At 57.0% G+C, this 14,706-nt stretch carries 8 protein-coding genes; 3 read left to right on the forward strand and 5 right to left on the reverse strand.

Going from position 1 to position 14,706, the window contains the following annotated elements; genetic code table 11:
* The 3 genes from KXR87_RS10920 to msrA all read right to left on the reverse strand — a co-directional run.
* A partial coding sequence (locus tag KXR87_RS10920) for a DUF6531 domain-containing protein (RefSeq protein WP_437432291.1) occupies nucleotides 1-3,260 on the reverse strand: 3,260 nt, incomplete at its 3' end.
* Nucleotides 3,261-3,474: 214 nt separating this feature from the next.
* Nucleotides 3,475-4,818 (reverse strand): hemolysin family protein, encoded by a 1,344-nt coding sequence (locus KXR87_RS10925; RefSeq protein ID WP_437432292.1) that lies wholly within the window; start codon nucleotides 4,816-4,818, stop codon nucleotides 3,475-3,477.
* A 326-nt stretch (nucleotides 4,819-5,144) separates the two neighbouring features.
* Nucleotides 5,145-5,786 carry a peptide-methionine (S)-S-oxide reductase MsrA gene (msrA, locus tag KXR87_RS10930; protein WP_437432293.1) on the reverse strand — a complete coding sequence of 214 codons (642 nt, stop codon included), beginning with the start codon at nucleotides 5,784-5,786 and terminating at the stop codon, nucleotides 5,145-5,147.
* A 213-nt stretch (nucleotides 5,787-5,999) separates the two neighbouring features.
* Here msrA and tamA point away from each other — a divergent pair, with 213 nt between their 5' ends.
* The 3 genes from tamA to KXR87_RS10945 are packed head-to-tail and all read left to right on the forward strand — an operon-like array spanning nucleotide 6,000 to nucleotide 11,853.
* Nucleotides 6,000-7,733, forward strand: coding sequence for an autotransporter assembly complex protein TamA (tamA, locus tag KXR87_RS10935; protein ID WP_437432294.1), 1,734 nt, complete (start codon nucleotides 6,000-6,002; stop codon nucleotides 7,731-7,733).
* Nucleotides 7,730-11,506 carry an autotransporter assembly complex protein TamB gene (tamB, locus tag KXR87_RS10940; RefSeq protein WP_437432295.1) on the forward strand — a complete coding sequence of 1,259 codons (3,777 nt, stop codon included), beginning with the start codon at nucleotides 7,730-7,732 and terminating at the stop codon, nucleotides 11,504-11,506. Before tamA ends, tamB begins: the two co-directional genes overlap by 4 nt.
* Before the next feature lie 2 nt (nucleotides 11,507-11,508).
* Nucleotides 11,509-11,853, forward strand: a complete 345-nt coding sequence (locus KXR87_RS10945; RefSeq protein ID WP_437432296.1) for a gamma-glutamylcyclotransferase family protein — start codon at nucleotides 11,509-11,511, stop codon at nucleotides 11,851-11,853.
* 43 nt (nucleotides 11,854-11,896) lie between these two features.
* Here the strand turns inward: KXR87_RS10945 and bla are convergent, their stop codons facing one another.
* Nucleotides 11,897-12,751: a class A beta-lactamase gene (gene bla, locus KXR87_RS10950; RefSeq protein ID WP_437432297.1), complete on the reverse strand. Its 855-nt coding sequence runs from the start codon at nucleotides 12,749-12,751 to the stop codon at nucleotides 11,897-11,899.
* Nucleotides 12,752-12,902: 151 nt separating this feature from the next.
* Entirely contained in the window at nucleotides 12,903-14,486 is a 1,584-nt protein-coding gene (locus tag KXR87_RS10955) for a methyl-accepting chemotaxis protein (RefSeq protein ID WP_437432298.1), read from the reverse strand.
* Nucleotides 14,487-14,706: the final 220 nt, after the last annotated feature.

A 14,706-nucleotide genomic window follows, 5' to 3' on the forward strand; every position in this document is an offset into this window, starting at 1 on the left:
TCCGGCGTCAGGCCGCATCCGGCCAGCCACTGATGGCTCTCCGTGCTGACGGCCCCGGCCCGCAGCTCACCCTCAAGCCGGTCCAGCATTGCCACCAGCTCTGGCGGGAACACCACGGCATAACCGGCCTCACTGCCATCCTGTTGCAGTTTCTGCGCCAGCGTCCGGTGATGGCGCAGGGCATCCAGTTCCGCCGTGGCGGTTTCCACCCGGATGAGCGGCGTAAAGCTGCCGGGTTCATAAATCGTCTGGATGCGGGACTGCGCCGTCTGCGTGGTCACCAGCCGGTCGCCGTCCCAGCCGTACCAGGTCAGTGACGGTTCCACATGCTCCTGATGCCGGAACTGCTTCGCCAGCCGGCGGCCCAGCGGGTCGTAGAGGTAGCGGCCTTCAGCCCTGAGGCCGTTATGCCGCGTGTGGATGAAATGAATCAGCCGGTGCTGGTTATCGTAACGGTAGTGATGGCTGTCCCCGTCATCCACCGGCGTGCGCGCCGTTTTCTCTGTCAGCCTGCCGTGGCGGTCGTGATGGTACAGATAATGTGCGTCTTCATGGATACGGTTATCCGGCCATGCTGTCAGGGCGCGCTCTGGATGCAGCCCGGGCTCAGGCAGCCGGTTGCCTGCAGGGTCGGTGAGGTAAGTGTGCTGCCCATCAAGGTTCTCACTGGTGGTACGCACAGCGGTCAGTCTGCCGCCGGAGCCGTACGTATACTCCCTGACCTGAAGCGGGCCGCTGATGCGTACCAGTTGCCCGACTGCATCGTAGCCATAGTCGCGGTCCTGCTGCGGGCTGTTGAGGTGGTGGCTCTGCAGCTGCCCGCCGGGGGTCCAGGCGGTGGACAACGTATATAAAGGTGTGCCGAAGTGGCGCAGGGTTTCCCGGTGCAGACGGTCGCGGGTGAACTCCATGAGCGGGGTGTCGCCGAGCTTCATGCCTGCCAGGTATCCGGAGCCGTATGTCAGCCACTCCACCGGGGGAAGGCTGTCCGGCCGGAAGCGGTTCACCTGTCCCTGTTCATTCCGGGCGTGTGTGGTTTCGTGCTGCCAGAGCAGTGCCGCCGTGTCCGGGGCCTGTACCGTCTGGCGCTCACTGACCAGGCGGCCACGGTCATCGTACTGATAGTGCACGGCGACCCGGTGCCCTTCGCTGAGGTGGCTGATTTCAGTCAGCCAGCCGCGGTCGTCATAGTGCCAGTGCTCTGCAGGCTCGCCGTTCATGCTGCGGTGCGTCAGCCGGTCGGATGCATCGTAGTGCCAGAGGGTGATGAGGTCTTCCTCTTCGCTGCGGCTCAGCCTGCCGGTCAGGTCGTACCGGTAATACTGTGTCCTGCCGTCGAAACCGGTCTGCTGCGTCAGCCGGTCCAGTACGTCGTAATGCAGTGTACAGTGGCGGCCGTTTTCATTCGTGAGCCGGGTGACACGCCCCGCGGCATCGTAATCGAGTTGCCGGGTCAGGCCATCCTGCGTGGTGGACACGGCCCGGCCCGTGGCGTCATACCCGGTTTCACTGCGCCTGCCGTCCGGCAGTATCACCGTGGTCAGGTCACCGGCATCGTTGTACGCATAGCGGGTTTCATGGCCGTCAGCATCCGTCTGGCTGACCATCTGGCCCCGTTCGTTGTACGCGAACACCTGGCTCAGCCCTTCCTCGTGATGGATGGCTGTCACCTGCCCGAAGCGATTGTATTCATAGTGGGTCTGGTATCCCGAGCAGTCGGTGAAAGTCAGTACCTGACCGTAGCGGTTGCGGGTTATCTGTTTCTGGCTGCCGGTAGCGTCCTGAATACGGGACGGGTATTCACTGCGCGGGTCCTCGTACCCGTAGCGGGTGGTATTGCCCTCGCGGGAGGTCTCTGCCGTCAGGCGGCCCTGCGCATCGTATGTGAGACGCAGGACCAGACCATCCGGGTACTTCACGGCGCAGAGCTGTCGCTGAGGGGTGTGATAAAATTCGGTCAGCCTGCCATCGGGGGTGACAATGCCGGTGATGTTGCCGGAGGCAATATTATGCCGGTACTGCGTTTTGCGGCCTGCCGTATCGGTCTGTTCGATAAGCCAGCCCATCGGATTGTATGCGCTGAGCGTCACGCTGCCGTCGGCGTGCTCTTTTTTCACCACCCGCTTCAGGCCACCTTCGCCTTCGGTGTGCAGGACCTCCCGGCGGTTCAGGCTGTCGGTGATGGCAACCTGGTCGCGGGCATAATCATAGCGGTAGCTTAAGCCTGCCGGATTATGCTGCTCCGTTACCCGTCCTGACGCATCGTAGCAATAGGTGGTCTCAGGGCGACCGGCATAGCCGTGCGCCACCATCCTGCCGGGGTGTGCCGGGTCGTATGCAAAGCGACGCACCTGCACATCGCCCCGGTCATACACGGCTGCCAGCTCTCCGGCCGGGGAATACACATAGCGCGCCAGCGGTGCCGCTGGCAGGGTGTCGGGGTATTCGGGGTCATGCGTCAGCCAGACGGCGTCCAGCCGGATACCGCTGTCCTGACCATAGCGGGTGGCGACCGGCGCATCAGGACAGGCCGGTAATCCCTGCTGCCGGKCACGCTCTGGTCGTGTACTCAGCATCAGGCGAAAGCGACGCCCTGCGCCGTCCGTTACCGCCGTGATATGCCCGGTAAACTCACCTGCGGCCTCGCGGTGATACGTCAGTGTATGCCCGAAACGGTCAGCCAGCCCGGTCAGCACCCGGTACGGTGGCAGCGGRGGTGGCAGCGCTTCATCGATGCCCGGTACGCGCTCAGCCCACCCCAGAATCCACCAGGGRCCCTGCAGGCTGCTGATGGCCAGGTACGTATGCTGACTGAGGCGGAGGTCTTCCGGCAGGGTCTGCCACACAGTATGCAGGGGGTTACTTGCGTGCAACCGGTCCACGCCACCCCGGGCAAGCCAGAACAGTTCAGAGCGGCTGAAGGCGGTCTCGCCGGGCAGCAGATRCTCAAAGTGAATGCTGCGCCCGCCGTTGTCATTGAGGATAAGCGCCCCGTCCTGTATCTGCAGGACGATATCAGACGGGGCTTTCCAGCCGGGGCCGAAGAGACCGACCGGGGCGGGAGTGGGGGTACGGTAACTGCTGTAGGTGCGGGTGAGCAGAAAAGGCAGCGGGCCGGGAAGGGCGATATCGGTTTCGCCGGGCAACACTTTGGCACCGGGAAGCGGGTTGACCGGGGAGCCGGAGGTGATACCCCCGGGGCAGACCGAGCAGGCCACCCCGGTGGGTGCCCCAATCATCACTATGACGGCAGGCCTCATGCCCGCCGGTAAAAACAGGGATATACTTATGCTGTGCAACGGGAAGGAAACAGAGAACCCGATCCGCAACCGGGCAGATTAGGAAAACGTTTAGGGGAGTTGAACAGAACAATAGGGAGAAACAGGCAGGTAGAGTAGGTGAAACCAGTCCGCGCTAAACTGACTGGCACGGCTCCAAAATGGAGCCGTTGATGTTTTTAAGGTAGGGAGAAAATTAGGCGTCGTTCGCTATTTTTTCTTCCGCATCCGGCAGCTTTGGCGTTAACACAGTGGCTTTGCTGTCGATACGCGTCACCAGCAACTGGTCGATGCGGTAGTTATCAATATCCACCACCTCGAACTTGTAGCCAGAGAATTTCACCGCGTCGGTGCGTTTCGGGATCTTGCGCAGCATAAACATCATAAAGCCGCCGATGGTTTCGTAATTACCGGACTGCGGGAACTCGTCGATGTCCAGCACGCGCATCACGTCGTCAATGGGCGTACCGCCGTCCACCAGCCATGAGTTTTCATCACGCGCCACGATTTGCTCTTCCAGCCCCTGGCCCACCAGATCGCCCATCAGCGTGGTCATCACGTCGTTCAGGGTGATAATGCCCACCACCAGCGCGTATTCATTCATGATTACCGCAAAGTCTTCCCCGGCGGTTTTGAAGCTTTCCAGCGCTTCGGAGAGGGTCAGCGTATCGGGCACAATCAGGGTATTGCGGATCTGCACGCCGCTGTTCAGTGCCAGACTCTGGTTGCCCAGCACACGGTTCAGCAGATCTTTGGAGTCGACGTAGCCAACGATATGGTCAATGTCGCCATTGCAGACCAGGAACTTCGAGTGCGGGTGCCGGGCTACTTTATTCTTCAGACTCTGCTCATCTTCATGGAGATCGAACCAGATGATGTTCTCACGCGACGTCATGGAGGAGGGAACAGTACGTGACTCCAGTTCAAAGACGTTCTCAATCAGCTCATGCTCCTGCTTACGCAGCACCCCGGCCAGGGCACCGGCTTCGAAAACGGCATAAACGTCATCAGAGGTAATATCGTCTTTGCGCTCCATCGGTAGTTTAAACAGGCGGAAGATGTTGTTGGCCATGCCGTTAAAGAACCACACCAGCGGGCGGAAGATAAACAGGCAGAAGCGCATCGGGTTGATAATGCGCAAAGCCACAACTTCAGGCGCGATCATACCGATGCGTTTCGGGGTCAGGTCGGCGAACAGGATGAACAAACCCGTTACTAACGTGAATGAGATAATAAAGCTCAGGCGCTCTGCCAGTTCAGGTGAGACCACGCTGATGAGCATGCTGTAAAAGGCGGGGGAGAAGGCGGCGTCTCCGACGATACCGCCGAGAATGGCGACGGCGTTGAGGCCAATCTGCACCACGGTAAAGAAGGTGCCGGGGTTTTCCTGCATTTTTAAAATGCGCTGCGCATTGATGTTGCCATCATCGGCAAGCAGTTTCAGTTTGATTTTTCTGGATGCGGCAAGTGATATCTCAGACAACGAGAAGAATGCACTTACAACGATCAGACAGAGTATGACTAAGATGCTGTTTAACATAATTTATCCAGTCGGTGACCGGATCCTCGGAAGGGGAAATTGAATAATCCATGTGGCATAGCACATTAAAAGCCGGTCCGAAGCGGTGGGCCGGCAATTTCGTTGGCTAGTATAGCGTAAGCGGATAACCGCTCGCCAGCAGTGTAAGCAGTTTGTTACGTAACCCGGCAGGCGGTTCTTTCGTCAATCTGGCCTCATTTGCGCCAGAAATGGATGGAAACGTCACCGTCTCTGCATAACCAAAGGGTATATCGAAGACACGGGGGTATGGAAAAGAGGAACCGGCCCAACAGGCAAGCCGGTTATCGCTGATGGAAAATCAGGGGTTATGCCAGCTGCGGCGGCAGGCAGACGCCAATGCCGCCAATACCGCAGTAGCCATACGGATTTTTGTGCAGATACTGCTGATGATCATCTTCCGCATAATAGAACGGCGGCGCGGTGGTGATTTCTGTAGTGATGGTGCGTTCGTCATTGGCCGCATGCATTGCCTGCTGGAAACGCTCAAGGCTCGCACGTGCCGCTGCATCTTGTTCCGGGGTCAGCGGAAAAATGGCCGAGCGGTACTGGGTGCCCTGATCGTTACCCTGACGCATACCCTGCGCCGGATCGTGATTTTCCCAGAATGTCTGCAGGAGCTGATCATAGCTGATCACGGCAGGATCATAGACCACGCGAACGGCCTCGGTGTGGCCGGTCTGCCCGGTGCAGACTTCCCGATAGGTAGGATTTGGCGTGTAGCCGCCCATGTAGCCTGCGGCAGTGCTGTACACCCCAGGTAATTGCCAGAACAGGCGCTCAACGCCCCAGAAGCAGCCCATCGCAAAAAAGGCGGTTTCCATGCCATCTGGCACGTTGGTCATCGAGTGTTCGTTCACGGCATGTAAGCCTGCGACAGGCATCGGGGTGTTACGTCCGGGTAGCGCATCCGATTGAGTAACAAGATTTTTTTTATCAAACAGACTCATGGTGAGCCCTCCCAGGATCGCAAGTTGCGGTTAAGGTTGTAACGAAGCGTCTCTTTTAACACAATAAACGTGGTAAATAAGACTAGATTTAAACATAAGAAATATTTGGGGTGTCTTCCGTTTTTCAATCCACATTTTGGATTTTTTACAGGCCGCGGAGCGGCGTTGACGTTTCCTTCCAGGGGCGGGAACAAGGGATATTCAGGAGAAAACGTGCCAAAAATCCGTTATTTATGTTTTGTCGGCTTATTACTGGCATGCGAGAGCGCTGTCGCGGCAAACGTGCGATTACAGCTCGAAGGGTTAACCGGGACATTACAAAAAAACGTCCGCGCCCAGTTATCGACCATCCAGAGCGATGAAGTCACGCCGGATAAACGGTTCCAGGCACGCGTTGATGATGCCATTCGTGAAGGACTAAAAGCACTCGGTTACTACGAGCCGACGATTCAATTTGAGCTACGCCCCCCTCCGGCCAAAGGGCGCCAGGTGCTGATTGCCCACGTGACGGCGGGTGAACCGGTGCGCATTGGTGGCACGGACGTGATTCTGCGCGGCGGTGCACGCACCGACGAAGATTACCTGGCGTTATTAAGCAAGCGCCCAAAAACGGGCACCATTCTCAATCATGGCGACTACGACGGCTTCAAGAAATCTCTGACCCGCGTGGCCCTGCGCAAAGGCTACTTTGACAGCCAGTATAATCATAGCCAGCTGGGGATCGCCCTGGACAGACGCCAGGCTTTCTGGGATATCGACTACGACAGCGGTGAGCGTTACCGCTTTGGCGACGTCACCTTTGAAGGGTCGCAAATCCGCGAAGAGTATCTGCAAAACCTCGTGCCTTTTGAAAAAGGCGATTATTACCAGACGAAAGATTTGGCAGAGCTGAACCGCCGGCTGTCGGCTACCGGCTGGTTTAATTCCGTCATCGTGGCTCCCGAATTCGACAAATCGCGTAAAACAAAAGTGCTGCCGCTAAAGGGTGTGGTCTCACCGCGCATAGAAAATACTATTGAGACCGGCGTGGGCTACTCCACCGACGTGGGGCCACGTGTTAAAGCGACCTGGCGTAAGCCCTGGGTAAACTCTTACGGACACAGTTTCTCGACCACCGCCAGCGTCTCGGCACCCGAACAGCAGCTTGATTTCAGCTATAAAATGCCGCTTTTGAAAAATCCGCTTGAGCAGTATTACCTTGTGCAGGGCGGCTTTAAGCGCACCGATCTTAACGATACGGAAGCCGACTCCACGACCCTTGCGGTCTCCCGCTACTGGGATCTCTCCAGTGGCTGGCAGCGCGCCATTAACCTGCGCTGGAGCCTTGACCACTTTACTCAGGCCAATGTCACCAACACCACCATGCTGCTCTACCCTGGGGTGATGATAAGCCGTACCCGTTCACGCGGTGGGTTGATGCCGACCTGGGGCGACTCGCAGCGTTACTCGGTAGATTATTCGAGCACCGCCTGGGGCTCGGACGTTGAGTTTGTGGTGATGCAGGCGCAGAACGTCTGGATCCGCACCCTCTACGATCGTCACCGTTTCGTCGCCCGTGGCAACGTGGGCTGGATCGAAACTGATGACTTTGATCGCGTTCCACCGGATCTGCGCTTCTTCGCCGGTGGCGATCGCAGTATTCGTGGCTATAAGTACAAATCGATCGCCCCGGAAAATGACGATGGCAAACTGATCGGTGCCTCCAAAATGGCGACCGGCTCGCTGGAGTACCAGTACAACGTCACCGGAAAATGGTGGGGAGCGGTCTTCGTCGACAGCGGCGAGGCGGTCAGTGACATTCGTCGCAGCGATTTTAAAACCGGTACCGGTGTCGGCGTGCGCTGGCAGTCGCCGGTCGGCCCGATCAAGCTCGATCTCGCCGTTCCGGTGGGCGACAAAGATGAGCACGGTTTACAGTTTTACATCGGTCTGGGGCCTGAATTATGAGTTTATGGAAGAAGATAAGCCTCGGCGTACTGGTGTTTATTCTGCTGGTTCTGGGGACGATAGCCTTTCTGGTGGGGACCACCAGCGGCCTGCATCTGTTATTTAATGCGGCGAATCGCTGGGTGCCGGGGCTGCATATCGATCAGGTGACCGGTGGCTGGCGTGATCTGACGCTGAAAAACGTGCGTTACGACAGTCCCGGCGTGGCAGTGAATGCCGGAGAGCTTCATCTCGGTGTAAAGCTCGGTTGCCTGCGTGACACCAGCCTGTGTGTGAACGATATTTCGCTCAAAGACATCAATGTCGTCGTTGATACCAAAAAGATGCCGCCCGCCGCTAAAGTCGAAGAAGAGGAGAGCGGGCCGCTCAATCTTTCCACCCCGTACCCTATTACCCTTAGTCATGTGGCGCTCAACAACGTCAACATCAAAATTGATGACACCACCGTGTCGGTGATGGATTTCTCCTCCGCCCTGAACTGGCAGGATAAAAACCTGACCCTGAAACCCACGTCGCTGCGTGGGTTATTGATAGCACTACCTAAGGTGGCGGAGGTGGCGCAGGAGGAGGTGGTTGATCCAAAGATTCAACAGCCCAGACCTGACGAGTTACCGCTCGGTGAGTCGCTAAAACAACTGTTTTCGAAACCGGTCCTGCCGGAGATGACGGACGTTCACCTGCCGCTCAACCTGAATATCGAAGAGTTCCGTGGGGAACAACTGCGCCTGACCGGCGACACGGACATTATCGTCAGCACTATGCTGCTTAAAGTCAGTAGCATCGACGGTAATATGAAACTGGATGCGCTGGATGTTGATTCAAACCAGGGCACCGTGAATGCGACCGGCACCGCGACGCTACGTGATAACTGGCCGGTAGATATCACGCTCAATTCCACCCTCAATGTCGACCCGATTAAAGGTGAGAAGGTGAAGCTGAAAGTCGGCGGCGAAGTACGCAAGCAGCTGGAGTTTGGCGTTAACCTGTCCGGCCCGGTCGATATTGTTCTGCGTGGGCAGACGCAGCTGGCTGAAGCCGGGCTGCCGCTCAATCTCGATATCACCAGCGAACAGCTTTACTGGCCGTTTACCGGTGAAAAGCAGTATCAGGCCGATGACCTCAAGCTCAAGCTGAGCGGGAAAATGACCGACTACAGGCTGTCGTTCCGTACGGCGGTGAAAGGCGCGGATTTACCCCCTGCCACCATTACCCTGGACGGTAAAGGGAACGAGCAGCAGATCAATATCGACAAGCTGAGCGTGGCGGCGCTGGAGGGAAAAACCGAGCTCAAGGCGCTACTTGACTGGCAGCAGGCCATCAGCTGGCGGGGTGAGTTAACGCTGGACGGCATTAACACCGCCAAAACCTTCCCGGAGTGGCCGGCGAAGCTAAGCGGGCTGGCGAAAATGCGTGGCAGTCTGTACGGCGGTACCTGGCAGGTCGATATTCCTGAGCTGAAGCTCGCCGGGAACGTAAAACAGAATAAAGTGAGCGTCGACGGTCATCTTAAAGGCAACAGCTATATGCAGTGGGTTATTCCCGGCCTGCATCTGGAGCTGGGGCGTAATAAAGCAGACGTGAAAGGCGAGCTGGGGGTAAAAGATCTTAATCTGGATGCCACCATTGATGCGCCGGGGCTGGATAACGCCCTGCCGGGCCTCGGTGGCACCGCGAAAGGGCTGGTTAATATTCGCGGCACGGTAGAAGCACCGCAGGTGCTGGCTGACATTACCGCCAATAATTTGCGCTGGCAGGAACTACGCATCGCCAGAGTGCTGGTGAAAGGGGATATCAAATCCAGCGACCAGATAGCCGGGACGATGAACGTGCGTGTGGAGCGGATTTCTCAGCCCAACGTCAATCTCAGCCTGGTAACGCTGGCTGCAAAAGGCAGTGAAAAACAGCACGAGCTTGAACTGCGCGTACAGGGCAAGCCGGTTGCCGGGCAACTGAAGCTGGCGGGGAGCTTTGATCGCAACGAGCAGCGCTGGAAAGGCACGCTCAGCGATACCCGCTTCACCACCCCCGTTGGACCGCTGGTGCTCAATCGTTCCGTTGCGCTGGATTACCGCAATCAGGAGCAGAAAATCAGCATCGGGCCGCACTGCTGGAGCAACCCAAATGCGGAGCTGTGCGTACCACAAACCATTGATGCTGGCGCAGAAGGGCGGGCCGTGGTCAATCTCAACCGCTTCGATCTGGCCATGCTTAAACCCTTTATGCCGGAGGCGACGCAGGCCAGCGGCACCTTCAGCGGAAAAGCCGACGTGAGCTGGGACACCACCAAAGCGGGGTTGCCGCAGGGTGAAGTGACGCTGAACGGACGAAATGTTCGTGTGACGCAGCTTATTAATGGCTCGCCACTGCCGGTGGCCTTCGAGACGCTCAACCTCAATGCGCAGTTGCGTAATAACCGCGCGGATGTGGGCTGGATGATGCGCCTGACCAACAACGGGCAGTTTGACGGTCAGATCCAGGTGACCGACCCACAGGGGCGGCGCAACCTCGGTGGTAATGTGAACATCCGTAATTTCTCACTGGCGATGGCGAACGCTATCTTTACCCGTGGCGAGAAAGCGGCAGGCACGCTGAATGCCAGTCTGCGGCTTGGCGGCAACCTGCAAAGCCCGCAATTGTTCGGGCAGATGCAACTTAACGGTGTGGATGTGGAAGGCAACTTTATGCCGTTCGACATGCAGCCAAGCCAGCTGGCGATGAACTTTAATGGCACCACATCCACGCTACAGGGGGTGGTGCGCACGCAGCGCGGGCAGATTAGCCTGAGCGGTGATGCGGACTGGAGTCAGATAGATAACTGGCGCGCCCGTGTTGCGGCGAAAGGCAGTAACGTCCGGATCACCGTGCCGCCCATGGTGCGCCTCGACGTGTCGCCGGACCTGGTGTTTGAAGCGACGCCGAGTCTGTTCACCCTGGATGGCAATGTGGATGTGCCCTGGGCGCGCATCGTCGTGCATGAAGTTCCCGAGAGTGCGGTTGGCACCTCCAGCGACGAAGTGATGCTCAATTCAGACCTGAAACCGGAAGAAGCCAAAACCGCCGCCATTCCGATTAACAGCAATCTGACGGTGCATGTGGGCAATAACGTGCGTATGAGCGCTTTTGGCCTGAAAGCACGCTTAACGGGTGATTTAAAAGTTGTTCAGGATAAACAAGGGCTTGGTCTTAACGGACAGATCAATATTCCGGAAGGGCGTTATCATGCGTACGGTCAGGATTTGCTTGTGCGTAAAGGTGAGTTATTGTTCTCCGGTCCACCTGACCAGCCATTACTTAACATTGAGGCGATCCGTAACCCGGAGGCGACTGAAAACGACGTGACGGCCGGGGTACGCGTCACCGGTATGGCTGATGAACCGAAAGCAGAAATCTTCTCTGACCCGGCAATGTCGCAGCAGGAAGCGTTATCCTACCTGCTACGCGGGCAGGGTCTGGAGAGTGGTCAAAGCGATAGTGAAGCGATGACTTCTGCTCTGGTCGGTCTGGGGGTTGCACAAAGTGGCCAGGTTGTGGGTAAAATCGGCGAGACCTTTGGCGTCAGTAATCTGGCGCTCGATACCGAAGGGGTGGGTGACTCCTCTCAGGTGGTGGTCAGTGGTTATGTATTGCCGGGTCTGCAGGTAAAATATGGCGTGGGAATTTTTGACTCACTGGCGACTCTTACGTTACGTTATCGCCTGATGCCTAAGTTGTACCTGGAAGCGGTGTCTGGCATAGATCAGGCACTTGATTTGCTCTATCAGTTTGAGTTCTAGCAATGCGAATATTTGTCTACGGCAGTTTACGACGCAAGCAGGGCAATAGTCATTGGATGACAAATGCCCAGTGGCTTGGCGATCACAACGTTGAACATTATCAACTCTACAGTCTGGGGCACTACCCTGGTGCTGTGCCGGGTGATGGATGTGTGCAGGGTGAAGTGTACCGCATTGACGCGGCGACCCTGAGCGAGCTGGACGCATTGCGTACCGCAGGTGGCGAATACAAACGCCAGCTCATCCAGACGCCCTATGGCAGCGCCTGGATGTATGTGTATCAGCGTCCTGTTGATGGGCGACAGCACATCGTGACAGGCAACTGGTTGGACAGAGACCAGGCTTAAAACGAAACAACGCCACCTTCGGGTGGCGTTGTTTTTTACCCCGCTACCAGTGTTCAATCAGCGACGCGCCGATTTCCGCAATTTTCTTGTTTCGTTCATCCATCGTGGCCTGTGTTCCGGTCAGGTAAATCACCACAATGCGTGCCGGCTTGCCATCTGGCCCCAGCGCCGCAACGATGCCGCGGGAACCCCGCTCGCCCGCTCCTGTTTTATCAGCAATAAACCACCCTGCAGGCGTAACAGAACGCAGCAAAGGCCCGCCGACGTTATCTGCCTCCATCCAGTCCAGTAGCTGCTGGCGTGACGTTGGCGTCAGTACCTTGCCGATGAGAAGCTGACGCAGCGTCCGTGCCATGCTTTCTGGTGTGGTGGTATCTCGCTCATCTCCTGGCAGGGCGGCATTTAAGTCAGGCTCCCATCTGTCAAGACGCGTGGCCTCATCGCCCATCTTGCGTAAAAACGCGGTTAATTCCAGTGGGCCGCCAACTGTCGTCAGCAACAGGTTAGCCGACGTGTTATCACTCATGGTGATGGCGGCATCGCAGAGTTCAGCCACCGTCATACCGTCGGTAAGGTGCTTTTCCGTCACCGGTGAGTACTCAATCAAATCCTGCTGACGGTAATGAACGCGGCGTGTCAGTTGCTCCTTACCGGCGTCAACTCGAGATAATACTGCACCGCATAGCAGCGCTTTAAAGGTGCTCATCATCGGAAAACGTTCCTGAGAACGATAGCTCTCCAGAATCTTGCCATCAGCCAGAGAGACTTCGGCATAGCCCACGCGGGCATGAAGCTGCTGTTCGACTTCTTTAACTTTATTCAGTGTTTCCGGGTGAGCCCACGCGGGCAGGCAAAAGGTACTCAACAAGGGGATGAGGGGCAGGCGAAACCGTAGCATAGCAATACTCTTCCTTGGGATCGGGTTTATGACAGAGATGCATTGTAGGCGCAGATGATTTTCAGTGCGCGGTTGCCTGGACGTGAAGTGGGTAAAATCAGTCGGGAGAGGTACTGTGCCATCCGGCAATGAAGCCGGATGGCGTTCGGGATTAAGCGGCGCTCTGATGCAGTTTAAAGAGGCTGACAGCCTCTAACAGCTCCTCTGCCTGGCGCTGCATTTCATGAGCCGCGGCTGAGGACGCCTGCGAAAGGGTGGCGTTCTGCTGGGTAGCGGTATCCATATGGGTGACCGCGACGTTCACCTGATCGATACCGGTACTTTGCTCTTTGCTGGCCGCTGAAATGGTTTCCACCAGTTCACTGACCTGTTGCACGCTGCGCAGTATTTCATTCATGGCGGAACCCGCATTCTGCACCTGCGTGTTCCCTTCGGCGATACGGCCAACGGAATTGTCGATGAGGTGACGGATATCGCGCGCGGCTGAAGAAGATCGTTGTGCCAGCGCACGTACTTCTGCCGCCACCACCGCGAAACCCCGGCCTTCCGCCCCGGCGCGCGCGGCTTCCACTGCGGCATTCAGCGCCAGAATATTGGTCTGGAAGGCGATGCTGTCAATCACGCCAATGATGCTGTTAATTTCACTGGAGAGCTGGTGAATGTCGCTCATGGTCTGCACCACACGTTCCACGGCCTCGCCACCCTGACCGGCGATAGTAAAGGCATCACGTGCAATGGTGCTGGCGAAGCGGGAGTTCTCCGCGTTGCTTTTCACAACCGACGTCAGCTCTTCCATTGAGGCCGCGGTTTGTTCAAGCGCGCTGGCCTGCGCTTCATTACGCGAGGAGAGTTCACGGCTGCCCGTGGCAATCTCTGCCGAGGCGGAAGCGATGGATTCGGTACTATGACGCACGCCGTGCACAATGCGGGTCAGGTTGCCGTTCATCTCTTTAAGCGCCTGCATCAGTTCTGCGGTTTCATCGCGACCGGAAACCGTAAAGGTGGTTTTCAAATCACCGGATGCCACCGTACGGGCGACCGCGACCGCCTGAGCCAGCGGGTGCGTAATACTGCGCACCAGCCACCAGGTAATAAGCGCGCCGACCAGCATCGTAATGGCCATTGCAGTGAGTAGCATCAGGCGCGTTTGCTCAAACTGCGCCTGGTTGCGGGCATCCGTCTCGGTGTGAATGTTGTTGGCGTGTTCCAGCGTGCGTGCCACCACCTCGTCGATCATCCTGGTCGGCTCACGATCGATACCGGTGACCAGTTTGTCTACCCGTGAGGCGCTGGTGGCGTCGGTCAGTACAAACTGCTGTAAGGCGCTCAGGTAATGCTGCTCAAGTTCGGCATGCAGAATAAGGGTCTTCTCTACCTGCTTATTATCCATGCCCAACTGCGGCAGCAGACCACTGAGTTTTTGCAGTAACTGCTGGGTTGTCTGACTCTGCGCAATAAACGCGTTTTTATATTTATCAAACGTTTCCTGGCCTTGTGTGCCGCGCAGTAAGGTGTTTTTCCACTCCTGCACCTGAATTTTGAACTGTACCTGGGCGTTACGGGCGGTGTCGATACTGTCGGCCAGCACTTTTTCGGTGTTCATCATTTTTTGGTTCTGGTCGAAACCGGCGCTGTTGATAGCAAGCCCACGTAACCCGATAAACAGCGTTGCCAGGAGTAATAGCGTAGCCATCAGGCCAAGACGTTGTCCGATGGTGAATTGATTGAGTTTCATACCGCTTCCGTTGAGTTCACGAGACATTGATCACAAACAGGGGGTATCGACCAACGGGGAGAGGACTTTATGGCAGGAAAAACAGGGTGATAGCCTCAGTCTGGCTTATGCCATTCATTAGCATGGAAAAAGAATTTTATGGCACTTTTATGACAGCGCAATAAACGGGCGAAACAGGGTCAAAAAACCGACCCGTCCGCCGTCTGTTACAGGAAAAGCG

It is taken from the genome of Yokenella regensburgei (genome assembly GCF_051486985.1).
GTDB lineage: Bacteria > Pseudomonadota > Gammaproteobacteria > Enterobacterales > Enterobacteriaceae > CBFFRJ01.